Here is a 16391-nt window from a genome sequence, read left to right on the forward strand (position 1 = left end):
GAGGCCCCTCACCCACCAGCCCCCTCCGGTAGGAACAGGAGAAGGAAGAAGGGTGGCCGAGTTTACGAGGCCCCTCACCTTCCGGGACCGAATACGGCTCGGCCGTGCAGCATCCCGTCATAGGAGGGATACGCGGGGAGGTCTCTGTCGTGTTGTCTCGAGAGGTGATGCGTGCAGTCCCTGGGCCGGGATCGGCAGGTCACGGCTCCCAACCCGGCGTCAGCCACAGTCCGGCAGGGCAGGCGAGGCGACCACACTCCGCGTAGTTTTGCGGACGCCAGCAGGACACGAGCAGCACGGGTGTCACGCTGCCCGTGAGCGCCACGTTCGGCAACTGGAATCGATGGCAGCCGCGATCGCCTGCCCCACGTGATGACGATCGTTCACGCGCGGGGTACCGGTGGGGTCAACACTCCTCGGTGCGATCCACCCTGTCCGGCCGGGATGCGGTGAGTCTTTACCCATCACAACGGTTTTCCACCCCTCGGGCCCATCGTTGATCAACGCGTGGCAGTGATCGCACGCCAACGTGAGGTTGTTGATATCGGTGGGTCCGCCCTTGGCCCAATCGGTGATGTGGTGGGCGGCGCACATGTTGGCGGGTTGTTCACACCCCGGCCGGGTACATCCCTTGTCACGAGCCAGGAGCGCGAGGCGTTGGGCGCGGTTGGCGGTGCGGCGCGACCGTTGCAGGTAGATCGGCATCCCGTCGCCGTCGAGGACCGCGATCACCGGGCGGGTTCCTTCGGCCATCTTCAGGGCCTCGTTGATCGAGATCTGCGTGCCGGACGCGGTGGTCGCAACCCCGGTCCCGTTCTCGAGGTCGGTCAGGCTCATGGTGAGCACGACCTCGACCGGCAGGCCACGGTGCATACCGAGGGTCCGCATGTTCACGCCGGGCTGCACCAGGGCGAGCAGCGCATCGTGGGTGCGCTGTCCCGCATCGCGACGGTCACGACGTGCAGCCGCATCGAGAACACTGTCGGCGATGAACCCACCCGCAGCGGAAGGGCTTTCCGGGTCCTCCAGATTGCACATGCCGGGCCGGGCGAGCTTCGCGAACACCGCATCCAGGCACGCACGCAGCTCCGGGGTGATCCACCCCTCGATCCGCGTCATGCCATCCACACCCGGACGGCACAGGGTGATCCCACGACGGCGACGCCGATCGGCATCGGAAACAACCTTCCCGTCGGGATCCAGGCGGGCGAGGATGTCTCGCCCGATCTTCAACAAATCATCGGGCCACCCGCTACGCGAGTAGTCGACAAGGATCTGCTCGGCCTCGGCCCGCGCCTCAGCGGGAACATCCAAAGGGAGGTGGTTCATCACATCCATGATGTGACGCACGTGATCACGCGAGATCTCTCCTGTGGCAAACGCTTCGGCAGTCACCGGCAGTACTGGTGGGGCGACATGGCCGGTCTGTTGCACGAATTCCCCGCAGTGGTGGGTGATCTTCACCCGCACCGACGCGTCATACCGGGAGAGCCCAAGGGTATGGCGCAGGAAAGGCACCATCTTCCCCGCCCTACTACGCGAATGCAGGGACCGCTCCCCCGCCTCGATGATCAGGACCGTATCCAGAGCAGCGAGCTGACGCTTGCAAGTTTCGAGCTGCCGCATCAAAACCACGACGTCTTCATCGGAGAAGTCCGCCATCTTCCCACCCTGAAGGGATTCGGTCAGGGTCGAGACCGCGGCCGCCAATTCAGCGATGCCGCAGTCGTCGAGTGTCACCCCATTCGAATCCATACCCCTATTTTACGCTCACATGATCACCCAGGGAACCCGAAATGTACTTTCTCCCTTCATATTTCGGCGTTTCGGCGATGTTTCACAACCCCATCGCCATCCATTTCGGATACGGTTCCGAATAGGTCGCCGAATCAGCCGGCCGCTCCTCGAATCTTCTTCGCGGCCCTCCACATCCGAATCTCACTACTACGGTTCCGCGGCCTGTTTCACACGGCCGCGTCGAACGCCGCCCGCGCGTCCGCCGCGGCCAGGGCGGTCGCCAGATCCTCGGGCACGGCGACGGTCCGCTCGGCGCTGTCGCGTTCCAGCGTCACCGTGACCCGATCGCCAGGCCCCTTGCCGAGTTCTTCCCGGATGGCCTTCAACAGGCCGAGGCACGGCCCGGCTCCCATGTTCGCGATGGATCCCCGGTACGGGATGCCGTCGAAACCGGCCCGGACCGGGATGCGCACGATATAGCGATCATCCAGCTATTCGAAGGTGTGTTAACAAATATTAAGTAAGCGAGAACCAACCGTTTCGGAAGCTTCACCGCCACTGGTCCGAAACACCTTCACGGGAACACGTTTCACCGGCCGTGGAAGGGTTTTCCCAGGTCGCGACCTGAGGGTGTGACCTCGGCCGCTACCCCTCAGTGACCGGAACATTGCGGCGATCTCACAGCTCACAAACTCCTTTCGAGCATTGTGAGCAAACCGTTTTGATGCCTCCCCCGACGTCCCTACAGTCGAGCCAGCAGCCCGGTTTTCCAGCTCGAAGGGGGCGTTATGACCATCACGCAGAACGGACACTCGTCCGCCGATGCGCTGCTTCGACTGGGGAAGTACTTCAACCGCGGCGAAGTGTCCGGTGACTTGCGCACCCTGCACAAGACCGGTGGCCGCGAGGCCGACGAGTTCTACCGGGACCGCTGGTCGCACGACAAGGTGGTGCGCTCCACGCACGGTGTGAACTGCACCGGCTCCTGCTCGTGGAAGATCTACGTCAAGGACGGGGTCATCACCTGGGAGTCGCAGCAGACCGACTACCCCAGCGTGGGCGCGGACAAGCCGGAGTACGAACCGCGCGGCTGCCCGCGCGGCGCGTCGTTCTCCTGGTACACCTACTCCCCCGCGCGCATCCGCTATCCGTACGTGCGCGGCGCGCTGCTCGAGCTGTACCGCGCGGCCAAGGAGCGGCTGAAGGATCCCGTGCTGGCATGGGAGTCCATCGTCGAGGACGCCGACCAGGCCAAGTCCTACAAGTCCGCGCGCGGCAAGGGCGGTTTCGTCCGCGCCGAATGGTGGGAGGCCGCCGAGATCGCCGCGGCCGCGCACGTGCACACCATCAAGAAGTACGGCCCGGACCGGGTCGCGGGCTTCTCCCCCATTCCCGCCATGTCGATGGTGTCGCACGCCGTGGGCGCGCGGTTCATCTCGCTCATCGGCGGCTCCATGCTGTCGTTCTACGACTGGTACGCCGACCTGCCCGTCGCCTCCCCGCAGGTCTTCGGCGACCAGACCGACGTGCCCGAGTCCGCGGACTGGTTCGACGCCGGATACCTGATCATGTGGGGCTCCAACGTCCCGGTCACCCGAACCCCGGACGCGCACTACATGACCGAGGCCCGCTACCGCGGCCAGAAGGTCGTGGTGGTCTCCCCCGACTACGCCGACAACACCAAGTTCGCCGACGAGTGGGTGCCCGCCCGCCCCGGCACCGACGCCGCCCTGGCCATGGCCATGGGTCACGTGGTGCTGCGAGAGTTCTTCCTGGACAAGCAGACTCCCTACTTCGACGACTACGTCAAGCGCTTCACCGACCTGCCGTACCTGGTGGCGCTGGACGAGCACGACGGCGGCTGGGACACCGACGGCGACTACAGCGGCCACACCTTCACCCCCGGCAAGTTCCTCACCGCCGCCGACCTCGGCCACACCGGTGAGGGCGTGGAGCACCAGACCGTCCTGCTGGACGCGGACGGCGCTCCCCGGGTGCCCAACGGCTCCCTCGGCCACCGCTTCAACGAAGCGGGCAAGGGCCGGTGGAATCTGGATCTGGGGGACATCGATCCCCTGCTGACCCTGTACGGCCGCACCGATGATGTTGCGGCCGTGCAGTTCCCCCGCTTCGACGGGCTCTCCGCGGGCAGCGATGCGGCTGTCCTCACCCGCGGCGTGCCGACCACCGTCATCGCGGGGCGACGGGTGACGACGGTGTTCGATCTCCTGCTGGCGCAGTACGGCGTCGGACGGTCCGGCCTGCCCGGCAATTGGCCGACCGGTTACGACGATGCGACTCAGCCGTACACTCCCGCCTGGCAGGAGTCGATCACCGGCGTCCCCGCCCAACAAGCCGAACGCCTCGGGCGCGAATTCGCCGACAATGCCGAGCGTTCCCGGGGCCGGTCCATGATCCTCATGGGCGCGGGCACCAACCACTGGTTCCACAGCGACCAGATCTACCGCTCCTTCTTCACCCTGACGCTGCTCACCGGCTGCCAGGGCGTGAACGGCGGCGGCTGGGCGCATTACGTCGGCCAGGAGAAGTGCCGTCCCGTGACCGGCTGGGCCACACTGGCTTTCGCCTCCGACTGGCAGCGGCCGCCGCGCCAGATGCAGGGCACCGTGTTCTGGTACCTGGCCAACAACCAGTGGCGCTACGACCCGTTCACCAGCGACTCGTTCGCCTCCCCGCTGAGCAAGGGCGCGTTCGCCGGGCGGACCGCGGCCGACAATATCGCGCTCGCTTCGCGTTTGGGCTGGATGCCGTCCTACCCGACGCTGAACCGCAATCCGCTGGATCTGGTCGACGAGGCGGACGCGGCGGGCAAGCCTCCCGCCGACTACGTGGTCGACGGCCTGAAGTCCGGCGATCTGCGCTTCGCCTGCGAGGACCCCGACGCGCCCGAGAACTTCCCGCGTGTCCTCACCGTGTGGCGCGCCAACCTGCTCGGCTCGTCCGGTAAGGGCAACGAGTACTTCCACAAGCATCTGCTCGGCGCCGATTCCAACCTGCAGACCACCGAGGCCACCGGCATTCGCCCGCAGGAACTGGAATGGCGCGACGAGGCCGCCACCGGGAAACTGGACCTGTTGATGTCGATGGACTTCCGCATGACGTCCACGACCCTGTTCTCCGACATCGTGTTCCCGGCCGCCACCTGGTACGAGAAGCACGACCTGTCCTCCACCGACATGCACCCCTTCGTGCACGCCTTCACCCCGGCGATCTCCCCGCCGTGGGAGGCCAAGACCGATTTCGAGGCCTTCCACCGCATCGCCCGCGGGTTCTCCTGGCTGGCCGAGAAGCATCTCGGCGTGCGCAAGGACCTGGTCGCGATGCCGTTGCAGCACGACACCGCCGACGCCATGGCGCAGGCCGGTGGCCGGGTACTGGACTGGAAATACGGTGAATGCGAACCCGTTCCAGGTGTCACCATGCCGAAACTCGTTGTCGTCGAACGCGACTACCCGAAGGTCGCGGAGAAGATGGCCGCGCTCGGACCGCTCGTGGAAACCCTGGGACTCACCACGAAGGGTGTCACCACAATTCCCGATGTCGAGGTAGATTACCTGCGCGGCGTGAACGGCACGGTGGTTTCCGGTGTCGCGCAGGGCCGTCCGTCTCTGGCCAAGGACACCCACGCGGCCGAGGCGATCCTGGCACTGTCCGGCACCACGAACGGCCGGCTCGCGGTGGAAGGGTTCCATGCGCTCGAAGAGCGCACCGGAACCGAGCTGGCCGATCTGGCTGCCGAGCACGAGGGTAAGCGAATCACCTTCGCCGACACGCAGGCCCGGCCCGTTCCGGTGATCACCTCACCGGAATGGTCCGGGAGCGAGACCGGCGGACGCCGCTACTCCCCCTTCACCATCAATGTCGAGCGGTCCAAGCCCTGGCACACCCTCACCGGCCGCCAGCACTTCTACCTCGACCACGACTGGATGATGGAGCTCGGCGAGCAGCTGCCGATCTACCGGCCGCCGCTGGACATGAGCGCGCTGTTCGCCGAACCCGGCATCGGCAATGTCGATGGCAACGGGGTGACCGTTCGGTATTTGACGCCGCACTCCAAGTGGTCCATCCACTCCGCGTATCAGGACAATCTGCACATGCTCACGCTTTCGCGTGGCGGGCAGGCGATCTGGATGTCGGACGTGGACGCCAAGAAGATCGGCGTCGCCGACAACGACTGGATCGAGGCGATCAACCGCAACGGCATCGTGGTGGCGCGCGCCATCGTCTCGCACCGCATGCCCGAGGGCACCGTGTTCATGTATCACGCCCAGGACCGCGCGGTGAACGTCCCCCGGATCGAAGGCAGCGAGAACACCAAGGTCGGCAAGGGCAAGCGCGGTGGCATCCACAACGCGCTGACCCGGATAATGATCAAGCCCTCGCATCTCATCGGTGGTTACGCGCAGCAGTCGTTCGCGCTGAACTACCACGGCCCCACCGGAAATCAGCGCGACGAGGTCACGACGATTCGTAAGCGCTCGCAGGAAGTGGAGTACTGATATGCGCGTCATGGCTCAGCTCGCCATGGTCATGAACCTGGACAAGTGCATCGGCTGCCACACCTGCAGCGTCACCTGCAAACAGGCCTGGACCAACCGCGCGGGCACCGAGTACGTGTGGTTCAACAATGTGGAAACCCGTCCGGGACAGGGTTATCCGCGGCGTTACGAGGACCAGGAGAAGTGGAAGGGCGGGTGGACCCTCGACAAGAAGGGCCGCCTCACGCTCAAGTCCGGTTCCCGGATGAAGCGGCTGCTCAATATCTTCGCCAACCCGGACCTGCCCACCGTGTCGGACTACTACGACCCGTGGAGCTACGACTACGAGAACCTGCTGTCGGCCCCGCAGATGGACACCACGCCGGTGGCCAAGCCCAAGTCGCTGATCACCGGTGAGGACACCAAGGTCACCTGGGGCGCGAACTGGGACGACTCACTGGGTTCGGGTCCCGAGCAGGTCGGCAAGGACCCGCTGCTGGCCAAGCTGTCCGAGCAGGTGAAACTGGAGTTCGAAGAGACCTTCATGTTCTACCTGCCGCGCATCTGCGAGCACTGCCTCAACCCGTCCTGCGCGGCGTCCTGCCCCTCCGGCGCGATCTACAAGCGCGCCGAGGACGGCATCGTGCTGGTGGATCAGGACAAGTGCCGCGGCTGGCGGCAGTGCGTGACCGGCTGCCCGTACAAGAAGATCTACTTCAACCACAAGACGGGCAAAGCGGAGAAATGTACTTTCTGCTACCCGCGGGTGGAAGTCGGCATCCCGACCGTGTGCTCGGAGACCTGTGTCGGCCGGCTGCGCTACATCGGCGTCATGCTCTACGACGCCGACAAGGTGCTCGAGGCCGCCTCGGTCGAGAACGACCAGGACCTGTACCCGTCGCAGCTGGGCGTGTTCCTCAACCCGCACGACCCGCGCGTCATCGCCGAGGCCGAACGGGCCGGGATCTCCCCGGAATGGATTGCCGCCGCACAGGATTCGCCGGTCTACAAGCTGATCGTCGACTACCAGATCGCGCTGCCGCTGCATCCGGAATACCGCACCATGCCGATGGTCTGGTACGTGCCGCCGCTGTCGCCGGTGGTCGACACCCTCACCCAGACCGGGCACGACGGCGAGAACCACAACAACCTGTTCGGTGCGATCGACGCGCTGCGAATTCCGTTGGAGTACCTGGCCGAACTGTTCACCGCCGGTGAGATCGGCCCGGTGCGCGCCTCGTTGCAGCGGCTGGCGGGCATGCGGTCGTTCATGCGCTCGATCAACCTCGGCCAGGAGCCCGACCTGTCCATCCCGGACGCGGTCGGCCTGGAGCCCGAGGAGATCGAGGCCATGTACCGGCTGCTCGCCATCGCCAAGTACGAGCACCGCTACGTGATCCCCTCGGGCGCGACATCCAAAGCGCACGAACTGGATTCGCTCGCCACCGGCTGTTCCCTGGACACCGACGGCGGGCCGGGTATGACGGCCTTCGACTACATGGCCGACAAGTTCCACCTCACCGATACCAACGGTGCCGCCGCGCCCGAGCAGAAGTCCAACCGGATCAACCTGCTCAACTGGGACGGCAAGAGCACCAGCGGGCTGGTGCCCACTTCGACCAACGGCAACGGCGCCGCTGGGAATGGCAATGGAGCCAACGGAAATGGGCACCACTCCCCCGCCGTCGACACCGAATCGATCGAGCCCGAACCGACGGGAGCGGCGCGATGAACCTGCTCAGACTGCGGCGGCGTTCCGTACCCGCCGTCACCGCGAGCGACAACGAGCGGCGTGAGGTGTGGCGGCGGGACGCGCTGTCGCTGGACTACCCGCACCCGCGCACCCGCGCGCTGCTCGACGAGCTCGACGCCACCTCCGAAACCGGTGGCGCCGCATCGGAATCCACCGGGGCGTCGCGATGAGCCTGCTGAAACTGCGCCGCCGCCCCGAGCCCGCCGTCGCCCTGAGCGACCGGGACCGGCGGCTGGTGTGGCGGCTGAGCGCGCTGCTGCTGGACTACCCGAACGCGCAGACCCTCGCGCTGCTCGACGAACTCGACGCCGCCGCCGCGGAACTGCCGGACTCGGTGCGCCCGCTGCTGGCCGGCTTCCTCACCCATCTGCGCACCGGCGACCCGATCGCCCTGGCCCAGGAGTACGTCGAGACCTTCGACATGCGCCGCCGGGCCAGCCTGCACCTGACCTTCTACGCCTACGGGGACACCCGTAAACGCGGGATGGCGCTGCTGCGGTTCAAGCACGCCTACCGCCACGCCGGGGTCGAACTCGGCGACGAGGAACTGCCCGACCACCTGCCTGTGCTGCTCGAATTCGCCGCCACCGTCGACCCGATCGGCGGCGAACGGCTGCTGGGCGAACACGTCCCGGTCCTGGAACTGCTGCGGTTGTCGCTTTCCGACAGCGGATCTCCCTATGCCGGGGTGCTGGCGTCGGTGGTGGCGACCCTGCCACCGGTCACCACCGCCGACCGCCGGCGCATCGCCGAACTCGCCGCCCAGGGCCCGCCGGAGGAAGAGGTCGGCCTCGACCCCTTCGCCATGGACCCGCTCGCCTTCTCCGGAACGGAGGCCCGCCGATGAGCTCCGCGCTCTGGCTGATGCTCCCCTACATCGCCTTCACCTCGTTCGTGCTGGGCCACCTGTACCGCTACCGCACCGACCAGTTCGGCTGGACCACACGGTCGTCGCAGATCCACGAGTCGCGGCTGCTGAAGCTGGGCAGTCCGCTGTTCCACTTCGGCATGCTCGGCGTGATCGGCGGCCACGTGCTCGGCGTGCTCATCCCGGAGTCGTGGACCAATGCCCTCGGCATCTCCGAGGAGGTGTACCACGTGGTCGCGGTGTCCGCGGGTTCGGTCGCGGGGCTGGCGGTCATCGCCGGGGTCGCCATCCTGGCCTACCGCCGCCTGACCGTGTCCGCCGTCCGGCAGGCCACCTCGGTCAACGACAAGGTCATGTACGTCCTGCTGACCGCGGCGCTGGTCACCGGACTGCTCAACACCTGGGGCAGCAACCTGCTGTGGGGCACCTACAACTACCGCGAGACCGTATCGCCGTGGTTCCGCAGCCTGTTCACCCTGCACCCGGAGCCGGAGCTGATGGTCGGCACGCCCTGGACCTTCCAGCTGCACGGGCTGGTCGTGCTGGCGCTCATCGCCTTCTGGCCCTACACCCGCCTGGTGCACATGTTCTCGGCGCCGGTCGGCTACCTGGTGCGGCCGTACGTGGTCTACCGCAGCAAGCCGGACAAGTCCGCGGACAAGAAGCGCTACGCGAAAGCCTGGGAGACCCCGGCCATTCCGCGCCGCTGAGACGGATTTCGCACGTCAGGAAAACGGGCGCCATCGACTAATCGATGGCGCCCGTTTTCGTGCGGTGCTATCGTTCGGCCCGGCCCAACCGACTGGTCGGGGCTGAATTGTCTTCGGGGGAATCCATGTTCAATTGGTATGTCGGTCTGCTCGCGCTCAGCGGGGTGATCATGCTGGTGCTCGCCTCCGTCCGGGAGGGGCAGGGCAACACCGCGCGCACCATCGACGCCGTCTTCGGGCTGGTCTATCTCGGCTACGCCTTCTACCTCGCGTTCCTCTTCGACGGCGACTCCTACCTGATCTTCTTCCAGGCCTTCATCCTGCCGGTCGTGATGGTGGTCAATTTCTTCCGCAATCGCACGCCGAAGCCGAAACTCACCGACACCCAGAAGGCCTGGCGCGAATACCAGAAGTCGAACGGGCAACAATAACCGCGTGTTCTCGAAAAAGACCGAGCCCGAGCGGGTTACGCCGCCCGAAACGCCCTGCCCCGACTGCGGCGAACGCCGCGTCCTGGTGAGCGGCAGCATGGACATGTACCTGGTGCGCCGTGAGGGCGGGCGAGCCCTCTCGGATCTGCTCGCCCTGCTGTGCATCGGCTGCGGGCGGGTGTTCTTCTACGCCGACCGGCTCGACAAGGTCCGCGCGGCGATGAAGTCGACGACGTCCTGAGTGCCGGGCTGGTCGCGCAGCTGGTCCAGGGCTTCGTCGAGCCGCGGGTCGGGCCCCTGGTCGGCGAGCAGGACCACGATCGCCTCCCAGGTCTCGATGCGCGGATTCGGCTGGGCCAGTAGCTCTTCCAGGTAGCTGCCGGGTTCGAGCAGGCGCAGCGCCCGCCGGGCGTGGGCGTGCACGCGGCGGGGCAGCTCGGCGCGGATGGCCTCGATGTCCTCGGACTGGACGTGGCCATGCTGGTAGCGATCCAGCCGCACCGACCACAGGTCGTCGGACTCACCGGGCAGGCCCTCGCCGGGGAGCAGACCCGGACCGGTGGCCGCCTCGGGGGCGAGGGGCCGCAGTCCGTAGCGCTCGGTGCGCCACGCGCGGAATTCCTGCCAGCCCGCCGGAGTCGCCCACGCGCCCAATCCGAAGCGCAGCACCTGCTGCCCGCCGGTGAACGTGCGGAAGGTGCGGGTCCGGGCGATGGTGGCCACGCCCTCGGGCAGCACCCGCGTCCAGGTAGGTTCGGCCCCCTCGAAACCGTACGGCTGCAGCAACTTCCCCGTGTCGCGCATCAAGCGGCGCAGGGCCGATTCCGGTTTCACCATCCTCGCAGATTAGCGGTGGCGGCCGACAGGATCCCGGACCTCCGTCATCCGCCCAGGACGCGGCGCGTCGCAATGGACACGCCGCGCCCGGGGCCAGATGTCAGTGGCCGGAATAGATGTCGTTCACCGTGCCCGCGTAGCGGTCGTTATTGGTGAGCGGTTGCAGACCCAGAGCGGTGTCGATGGTGCGGAGCAGACCGTACTGGTCGGTGCGCTGGGAGCTGGTGTACCCGGCCTTCACCGTGTTCTGCGAGCCCAGCACAATGGTCGGAACGCGGTTCGGGTACATCGGGCCGAACGCCTTGACCGTGCCCTCGTCGAAGGTCACGATCAGCAGGGAACGCTGCGTCTTCCACGCCGGCGACTCGAGAATCGACGGCAGCGTGGCGCTCAGCCACTGGTCGCCCGAGGCGACGCCGCAGCCCTCCATGTTGTGGCATTCGTTGGCCGCGAACCACACGAAATTCGGTGTGGTGGCGGCGGATTGCAGATCCGTCTTCATCTGGGTGAGCGGCTGCAGGTGCGCCGCGCAGTAGGCCGGATCGGACTTCATGTTCTGGAAGTACAGGAACGGCAGGTCGTCCTGGTAGTACTCGCCGTGCGCGGTCTGGTCGCAGTTGCCGTTGGCGTCCTCGGCGTAGCCCTTCCAGGTCTTGCCCGCGGCGTCGACGCTGTTGCCGATGTGGCGCGCGTTCAGGGTCGTGGTGGTCACACTGTTGTCGACCAGCCCGTACAGTCCGCCCGCCGCCAGCGCGACGTAGTTCGGGTCGCTCGGATGCGTGGTGGCGAAGGACTGGCTCAGGGTCGCGCCCTGCGGCCGCAGGCCATTGATGTAGGGGGCCTGGGAGTTTCCGATGATGCCGCTGATGCCGTCGTAGTCCTGGTTCTCCAGGTAGACCATGAAGACGTGGTCGTAGCCCGGCACCGTGGTGGTGGACTGGCTCAGCGACGGCGCGGGCAGGGAAGCGCCGATGGTGAACGACAGATTGTCGGCGTAGCCGTCGGTGGTGTCGCCATTGGTCCAGGTGAAGTCCACCGCGACCCGCACCGAGCGGGTGCCCTTGGGCAGGGTGCCCTTCGTATCACGCTGCAGCAGTTCGGTTTTGAGGCCGCGGTCGATGCTGCTCACGCTTCCGGCGTCGGCCGAACCGAGCTTGGAACGCGACGCGTCGAGGAAGGTCACGGTCAGGCCGGCCTTGTCGAGCTGCGCGCCGTAGCCGCCCAGCCAGCCATTGAGGTCGAAGCTCACGCCGCCCTGGTCGATGGCCGCGGCGGCGCCGGAGATGTCGATCCACTGATCCATCTCGGAGCTGCCGGTGCCGCCGCCGGTGAAGAACTTCGCGCCGCGGTTCGACGGGCCGGTCGTGGACGGTCCGGGCCAGCCGGATTGGCCGTAGCACACCGCGTTCGGCTCGCCCTTGCCCGCGTTCCAGCCGGGCAGCGTCATGCCGTCGAGCCCGCGCGGTGAGCACTGTGCCACCGCTTCGGCATCGCCGTCCACGATCAGGTTCGGGCTGGTGACCGCGGCCTGCGCCACGGTGGGGATGACGGCCGAGCCGCTCAGGACGGACAGTGCGGCCGCTGCCGCGAGGGCGAGGACCTTGCCGAGGTGTTGTCGAACGCCGTTGTGGCGCATAGCTGTTCCTTACGGGTCGTTACAAATGCGACCCGAATGGAACACGTTTCAGATGTCGAGCCACCCGCTCCACAGTGACCGGGTGATGAACGCGAACCGCCTATTGGTCATTCGACCAATAGGCGGAAGCGGTGGTGCGGCACGCACTGCCCGGCTAGGCGGCGACCTTCGCGGGCTTCTTCTTCTTGGAACGGGCCCAGTTGTTCATGATCGGCAGGTCCACCCAGTGGTAGAGCGCCGCCGCGATCACCGTCGACACCACCAGGCTCAGCACGGCGAAGCCCGCCCAGCCGACGACGCCGAACTCCTTGCCGCCGATCAGGTATCGGGTGATCAGCACCATGACCGGGAACTGGATCAGATAGAAGGCGAAGGAGATATTGCCCAGCCACACCACGCGCGGATGGGAATTGACCTTGCCGATGCCGTGCAGATCACGGTTCGCCATGGTGGCGACCACCGCGGTCATCGGGGCCAGCATCAGGACCGACATCTTGTAGTTCACCGGCACGACCCAGGTCAACGCGTAGGAGATGGTCAGGGCGACCATCGGCCACAGCAGGTTGGTGTTGCGCCACTTGCCTTCCAGCACCATGCGCGCGGCCAGCACGCCGAGGAAGAACTCCGGCAGGCGCGACAGCGGGAAGGTGTAGCTCAGCCAATACGACAGCGACACCGGGATGTTCGCCTGCTGGAACCACGCCGGGGAGGCGTGCAGCTCGTAGTACGGCGACGTGGTGCCCGGGACCAGCCGCGGCGCGAAGGCGTTCGCGATGCCCTTGGGGCCGTCGAAGAACAGGAAGTACGAGGTGTGCAGGGCGGCGATGCCCAGCAGCAGGACCGCCGCCGCCAGCACCAGCCGGCGCGTGGGGATCTTCATGATCAGCGGCAGCACCAGCGGGAAGCTCAGGTAGAACAGCATTTCCGCGGCCAGCGACCAGGACGGCACGTTCAGGCCGCCGACCGTGGTCCACTTCGGCACGTAGGTGTGCACCAGCAGCAGGTTCGGCACCCACACCACCGCGCGGTGCAGCGGCACGCTCGCCACCACGATGAACGCGGCGGCCGCCAGCAGATGCGACGGGTAGATCTTCAGCACGCGACGGCGATAGAACGCGCCCTTCGCCATGCCCGGCCGGAACGACCAGTAGATGATGAAGCCCGACAGCACGAAGAAGAAGGTCACCCCCGCCGCGCCGAGCTGCATCGGAATCCAGGCGTGGATGTTCCGGAACATCTCCGACTTCTGGAACGGGTACACGGGCAGGAACACCAGCGCGTGCAGCACGAACACCGCGAACGCCGCCCACCAGCGCGCGCCGGTCAGCGACGGCAGCGGCGGGCGGACCCGGGCGGCCCGCTCGATGACGGATTCGACGGCGGGCGTGGCGGTTTCGACGGGGCGGGCCGCGGGCGCCGGTTGGATCACTCGGGTGGAGAAGGACTCCACCGCGAGCGCGGTGGGATCCTCCCGCGTGCCGGGCACGACTTCGGGTGGTCGGGTCATCGGGCGTACCTCTCCTGCAGGGCGTTGGCAATCACGGCGTCGCCCTGCGGAGCCGGATGGAACGGCAGACCGGCGACATTGACTTTCGGGTCGAACACGCCGTTGACCCACTGGTCGGGTGTGCACAGCCCGTGCCCGCGGGTGAGCGCCCGGCTGTCGAGGTACTCGATCTTCAACAGGGCCGCGGCTTCCCGCTGCGCCTGATCGAATCGATCGAGGTAGTCGACGACCGTGCGACCCTTGGGCTGGCCGATCTCGAGACCGGCGATGTCGAAGCAGATCGCGTCCTGGCCGGGCGTGAACAACTCCGGATACCCGACGATCACGATGCGCGCGTTCGGGGCGTAATAACGGACGTAGGCGACGACCGCGCTGATCCGTGCGGCGTACTCGGCGCCGGTCACGTTCTTCGGGTCGGCCATCCGGCCGTCGGCCACCGCGTCGGCCCCACAGCCGCCCGCGGGGTCGTAGAAGCAGGCCTGCATCGAGTCCCACGGCGACTTCGAGGAGCCGCCCCACACATCGTTGAGACCGAACTGCAGGGTGACCAGCTTCGTCTTCGGACCGAACGCGCCCGCCTTGTCGGCGTTGCTCGCCTGGACCTTCAGGATGTAGCCGTTCCCGGTGTCGATCGACGCGCCCGGGCAGGACTGGTTCCACACCTGTCCGTCGCCGTGCAGGCCCAAGCGGTCCCGCAGCTGCGCCGGCCAGGCGGTGGCGCCGTGCTGACAGGTCTTGTCCTGCCCCAGCGGGTCCCACCCGTTCGCGGTGAACGAGTCACCCAGAATGACCAGTTCTCTACCTTGCGGAGTCGAATCCGCCTGTGCCCCCGAAGTTCCCGCCATGGCCGCGGCGACTGCCATCACCGCGGCGCACAGCCACCGTCCGTTGTTTCCCGACACGTGCTCTATCTCCGTCTTTCAGAACCTGCGCTGGTGCGTCAGTACCCTGCGCGAGGCTCGAAGCCGGGGGCGTCCAGCGTCGGCGGCGCCGGCTTGGCAGGCGCCTCGACCTGCGGCGCGGGCTTGGGCGCGACCGGCTGCGGCGCGACCTGCTGCGGCGCGGGGGCCTCGACCTGCGGCGCGGGCGCCGGGGCGGGGGCTTCGGCCTTGGGGGCCTCGGTGGTGGCCGGCGGGGCGGCGGGCGCGGGGGCCGCGCTGCTCGCGGGAGCGGCCGAGCTGCTCGCCGGGGCGACCACGGAGGTGGTCGTGGTGGCGGGCGAGTCGGTGGCCTTGTCGCTGCCACACGCAGCGAGTCCACCGATGAGCAGGACGGAACCGATGGCGGCCACGGTGGCGCGAGCGGTCGACTTGCCGGTGATGCGGATGTTCATGTTGGAACCCTCGTATCGCAAATTGAACTGCGGATTTTTCACTTTTGCGCGGAGTGTACAAGAGGCTGCGAGAGCCGCGACAGGGGTTCGGCAAACTGCAAAACCCCTGCGCAACCAGCAGACTCGACGAGTAGCTACCGACGGACAAACCGTCGATAACCGGCTGTGCACACGGTCAGTGACCGTAGCGGTCGTAGATGGCACGGGCGACGACGGTGTCACCCTGGGTGGACGGATGGAAGAACAGACCGTCGAGATCTGTCCGGGGGTCGAACACACCGTTCAGCCAGGGCTGCGACGAGCACAGCCCATGACCGGTGGTGAGCCCGCGGGCATCGAGGAACTCGATCCCGAGTAGTTGGGCGGCTTCTCGCTCCGCCTTGTCGATGCGGTCGAAGTACTCGACCACCGCGCGACCGCGCGACTGGATGAAGGGCGCGACGCCGCCGATGCTCAGGCAGACCGTGCTGGTGCCCGGCGTGAACAGCTCCGGGTAACCGACCAGGACGATCTTCGCGTTCGGCGCGTAGTACTTGATGTAGGTGACGGCATTGCTCATGCGCTTGGCCATCAGCGCGCCGGAGACCCCGTTGTAGTCGGGGAAACGGTCCTCGTCGACGGCCTCGGGGTCACAGCCGAGAGGAAGGTTGAACACGCACTTCTGCAACGACCCCCACAGCGTCTGATCGTTCTTGCCCCACTTGTCGTTGAGGCTGAACTGCAGTGTCACCAGCTTGGTCTTGGGACCGAACGCGCCTTCCTTGTCGGCCTTCTGCGCCTGCTGGGCCATGGTCCAGCCCGGCCCGCTGTCGATCGACGAACCGGGGCACGACGGGTCCGACACCCGGTCGGTGCCGTGCACGCCCATCAGCTCGGCCAGCTGCACCGGCCAGGCGGTGCGCCCGTGCCGATTACAGGAGTTGTCCGCGTCCATGAAGTCCCAGGCGTTCGCGGAGAACGAATCGCCCAGGGTCACAAGCTCTCTGCCCCCGGCGCCCGGATCGGCGCCGGCGGTGGTGGTACTCATCGCGGAGACCGAGGCCGCCACCGCGACGACGGCAGCACACAGCCACCGTCCAT

15 protein-coding genes are annotated in these 16391 nt (G+C 66.9%); 7 read left to right on the plus strand and 8 right to left on the minus strand.

The features are described 5' to 3' along the window. Positions 1 to 303 precede the first annotated feature (303 nt). Positions 304 to 1755, minus strand: coding sequence for a DUF222 domain-containing protein (locus ABZ382_RS11325; RefSeq protein WP_357086915.1), 1452 nt, complete (start codon positions 1753 to 1755; stop codon positions 304 to 306). Between the two features lie 209 nt (positions 1756 to 1964). Further along, complete coding sequence (locus tag ABZ382_RS11330; protein WP_357086917.1) at positions 1965 to 2210, minus strand: DUF1905 domain-containing protein; 246 nt, start codon at positions 2208 to 2210, stop codon at positions 1965 to 1967. 315 nt (positions 2211 to 2525) lie between these two features. Here ABZ382_RS11330 and ABZ382_RS11335 point away from each other — a divergent pair, with 315 nt between their 5' ends. The 7 genes from ABZ382_RS11335 to ABZ382_RS11365 all read left to right on the plus strand — a co-directional run bounded on the left by ABZ382_RS11335 (position 2526) and on the right by ABZ382_RS11365 (position 10239). Further along, positions 2526 to 6257 carry a nitrate reductase subunit alpha gene (locus tag ABZ382_RS11335; RefSeq protein WP_357086920.1) on the plus strand — a complete coding sequence of 1244 codons (3732 nt, stop codon included), beginning with the start codon at positions 2526 to 2528 and terminating at the stop codon, positions 6255 to 6257. A 10-nt stretch (positions 6258 to 6267) separates the two neighbouring features. Beyond that, the gene (gene narH / locus ABZ382_RS11340) at positions 6268 to 7968 is read left to right on the plus strand and encodes a nitrate reductase subunit beta (protein WP_357087337.1); all 1701 of its coding nucleotides are present in this window, start codon (positions 6268 to 6270) and stop codon (positions 7966 to 7968) included. After that, on the plus strand, positions 7965 to 8159 hold the full coding sequence (locus ABZ382_RS11345) for a hypothetical protein (RefSeq protein ID WP_357086923.1): 195 nt from the start codon (positions 7965 to 7967) through the stop codon (positions 8157 to 8159). The genes narH and ABZ382_RS11345 overlap by 4 nt, the downstream gene beginning before the upstream one ends. Further along, positions 8156 to 8836, plus strand: a complete 681-nt coding sequence (gene narJ, locus ABZ382_RS11350; RefSeq protein WP_357086925.1) for a nitrate reductase molybdenum cofactor assembly chaperone — start codon at positions 8156 to 8158, stop codon at positions 8834 to 8836. The genes ABZ382_RS11345 and narJ overlap by 4 nt, the downstream gene beginning before the upstream one ends. Next, positions 8833 to 9567 (plus strand): respiratory nitrate reductase subunit gamma, encoded by a 735-nt coding sequence (narI, locus tag ABZ382_RS11355; RefSeq protein WP_357086927.1) that lies wholly within the window; start codon positions 8833 to 8835, stop codon positions 9565 to 9567. Before narJ ends, narI begins: the two co-directional genes overlap by 4 nt. Before the next feature lie 125 nt (positions 9568 to 9692). Next, complete coding sequence (locus tag ABZ382_RS11360; protein ID WP_357086930.1) at positions 9693 to 9998, plus strand: hypothetical protein; 306 nt, start codon at positions 9693 to 9695, stop codon at positions 9996 to 9998. Between the two features lie 4 nt (positions 9999 to 10002). Further along, a complete protein-coding gene (locus ABZ382_RS11365) occupies positions 10003 to 10239 on the plus strand; it encodes a hypothetical protein (protein ID WP_357086932.1) in 237 nt (78 codons plus the stop codon). Here the strand turns inward: ABZ382_RS11365 and ABZ382_RS11370 are convergent. The 6 genes from ABZ382_RS11370 to ABZ382_RS11395 form a co-directional block, all read right to left on the minus strand. Further along, positions 10185 to 10835 (minus strand): hypothetical protein, encoded by a 651-nt coding sequence (locus ABZ382_RS11370; RefSeq protein ID WP_357086935.1) that lies wholly within the window; start codon positions 10833 to 10835, stop codon positions 10185 to 10187. The two genes, ABZ382_RS11365 and ABZ382_RS11370, sit on opposite strands and share 55 nt — an antisense overlap. Before the next feature lie 100 nt (positions 10836 to 10935). Continuing rightward, positions 10936 to 12471: an alkaline phosphatase family protein gene (locus tag ABZ382_RS11375; RefSeq protein WP_357086937.1), complete on the minus strand. Its 1536-nt coding sequence runs from the start codon at positions 12469 to 12471 to the stop codon at positions 10936 to 10938. A gap of 154 nt (positions 12472 to 12625) precedes the next feature. Then, positions 12626 to 13978, minus strand: coding sequence for an acyltransferase (locus tag ABZ382_RS11380; RefSeq protein ID WP_357086940.1), 1353 nt, complete (start codon positions 13976 to 13978; stop codon positions 12626 to 12628). Further along, complete coding sequence (locus ABZ382_RS11385) at positions 13975 to 14880, minus strand: SGNH/GDSL hydrolase family protein (RefSeq protein ID WP_357086943.1); 906 nt, start codon at positions 14878 to 14880, stop codon at positions 13975 to 13977. The genes ABZ382_RS11380 and ABZ382_RS11385 overlap by 4 nt, the downstream gene beginning before the upstream one ends. Positions 14881 to 14918: 38 nt before the next feature. Continuing rightward, entirely contained in the window at positions 14919 to 15311 is a 393-nt protein-coding gene (locus ABZ382_RS11390; protein ID WP_357086946.1) for a hypothetical protein, read from the minus strand. A 175-nt stretch (positions 15312 to 15486) separates the two neighbouring features. Next, positions 15487 to 16338 (minus strand): SGNH/GDSL hydrolase family protein, encoded by an 852-nt coding sequence (locus tag ABZ382_RS11395; protein ID WP_357086948.1) that lies wholly within the window; start codon positions 16336 to 16338, stop codon positions 15487 to 15489. Positions 16339 to 16391 lie beyond the last annotated feature (53 nt).

The sequence above is a fragment of the Nocardia sp. NPDC005825 genome (genome assembly GCF_040630175.1).
GTDB lineage: Bacteria > Actinomycetota > Actinomycetes > Mycobacteriales > Mycobacteriaceae > Nocardia.

What these genes read in the sequence shown, in the direction of transcription:
- ABZ382_RS11390 (WP_357086946.1), bottom strand. Translation starts at nt 15,311, where the DNA reads ATGAACATCCGCATCACCGGCAAGTCGACCGCTCGCGCCACCGTGGCC.
- ABZ382_RS11335 (WP_357086920.1), top strand. Translation starts at nt 2,526, where the DNA reads ATGACCATCACGCAGAACGGACACTCGTCCGCCGATGCGCTGCTTCGA.
- narI (WP_357086927.1), top strand. Translation starts at nt 8,833, where the DNA reads ATGAGCTCCGCGCTCTGGCTGATGCTCCCCTACATCGCCTTCACCTCG.
- ABZ382_RS11325 (WP_357086915.1), bottom strand. Translation starts at nt 1,755, where the DNA reads ATGGATTCGAATGGGGTGACACTCGACGACTGCGGCATCGCTGAATTG.
- ABZ382_RS11360 (WP_357086930.1), top strand. Translation starts at nt 9,693, where the DNA reads ATGTTCAATTGGTATGTCGGTCTGCTCGCGCTCAGCGGGGTGATCATG.
- ABZ382_RS11345 (WP_357086923.1), top strand. Translation starts at nt 7,965, where the DNA reads ATGAACCTGCTCAGACTGCGGCGGCGTTCCGTACCCGCCGTCACCGCG.
- ABZ382_RS11375 (WP_357086937.1), bottom strand. Translation starts at nt 12,471, where the DNA reads ATGCGCCACAACGGCGTTCGACAACACCTCGGCAAGGTCCTCGCCCTC.
- narJ (WP_357086925.1), top strand. Translation starts at nt 8,156, where the DNA reads ATGAGCCTGCTGAAACTGCGCCGCCGCCCCGAGCCCGCCGTCGCCCTG.
- narH (WP_357087337.1), top strand. Translation starts at nt 6,268, where the DNA reads ATGGCTCAGCTCGCCATGGTCATGAACCTGGACAAGTGCATCGGCTGC.
- ABZ382_RS11370 (WP_357086935.1), bottom strand. Translation starts at nt 10,835, where the DNA reads ATGGTGAAACCGGAATCGGCCCTGCGCCGCTTGATGCGCGACACGGGG.
- ABZ382_RS11380 (WP_357086940.1), bottom strand. Translation starts at nt 13,978, where the DNA reads ATGACCCGACCACCCGAAGTCGTGCCCGGCACGCGGGAGGATCCCACC.
- ABZ382_RS11395 (WP_357086948.1), bottom strand. Translation starts at nt 16,338, where the DNA reads ATGAGTACCACCACCGCCGGCGCCGATCCGGGCGCCGGGGGCAGAGAG.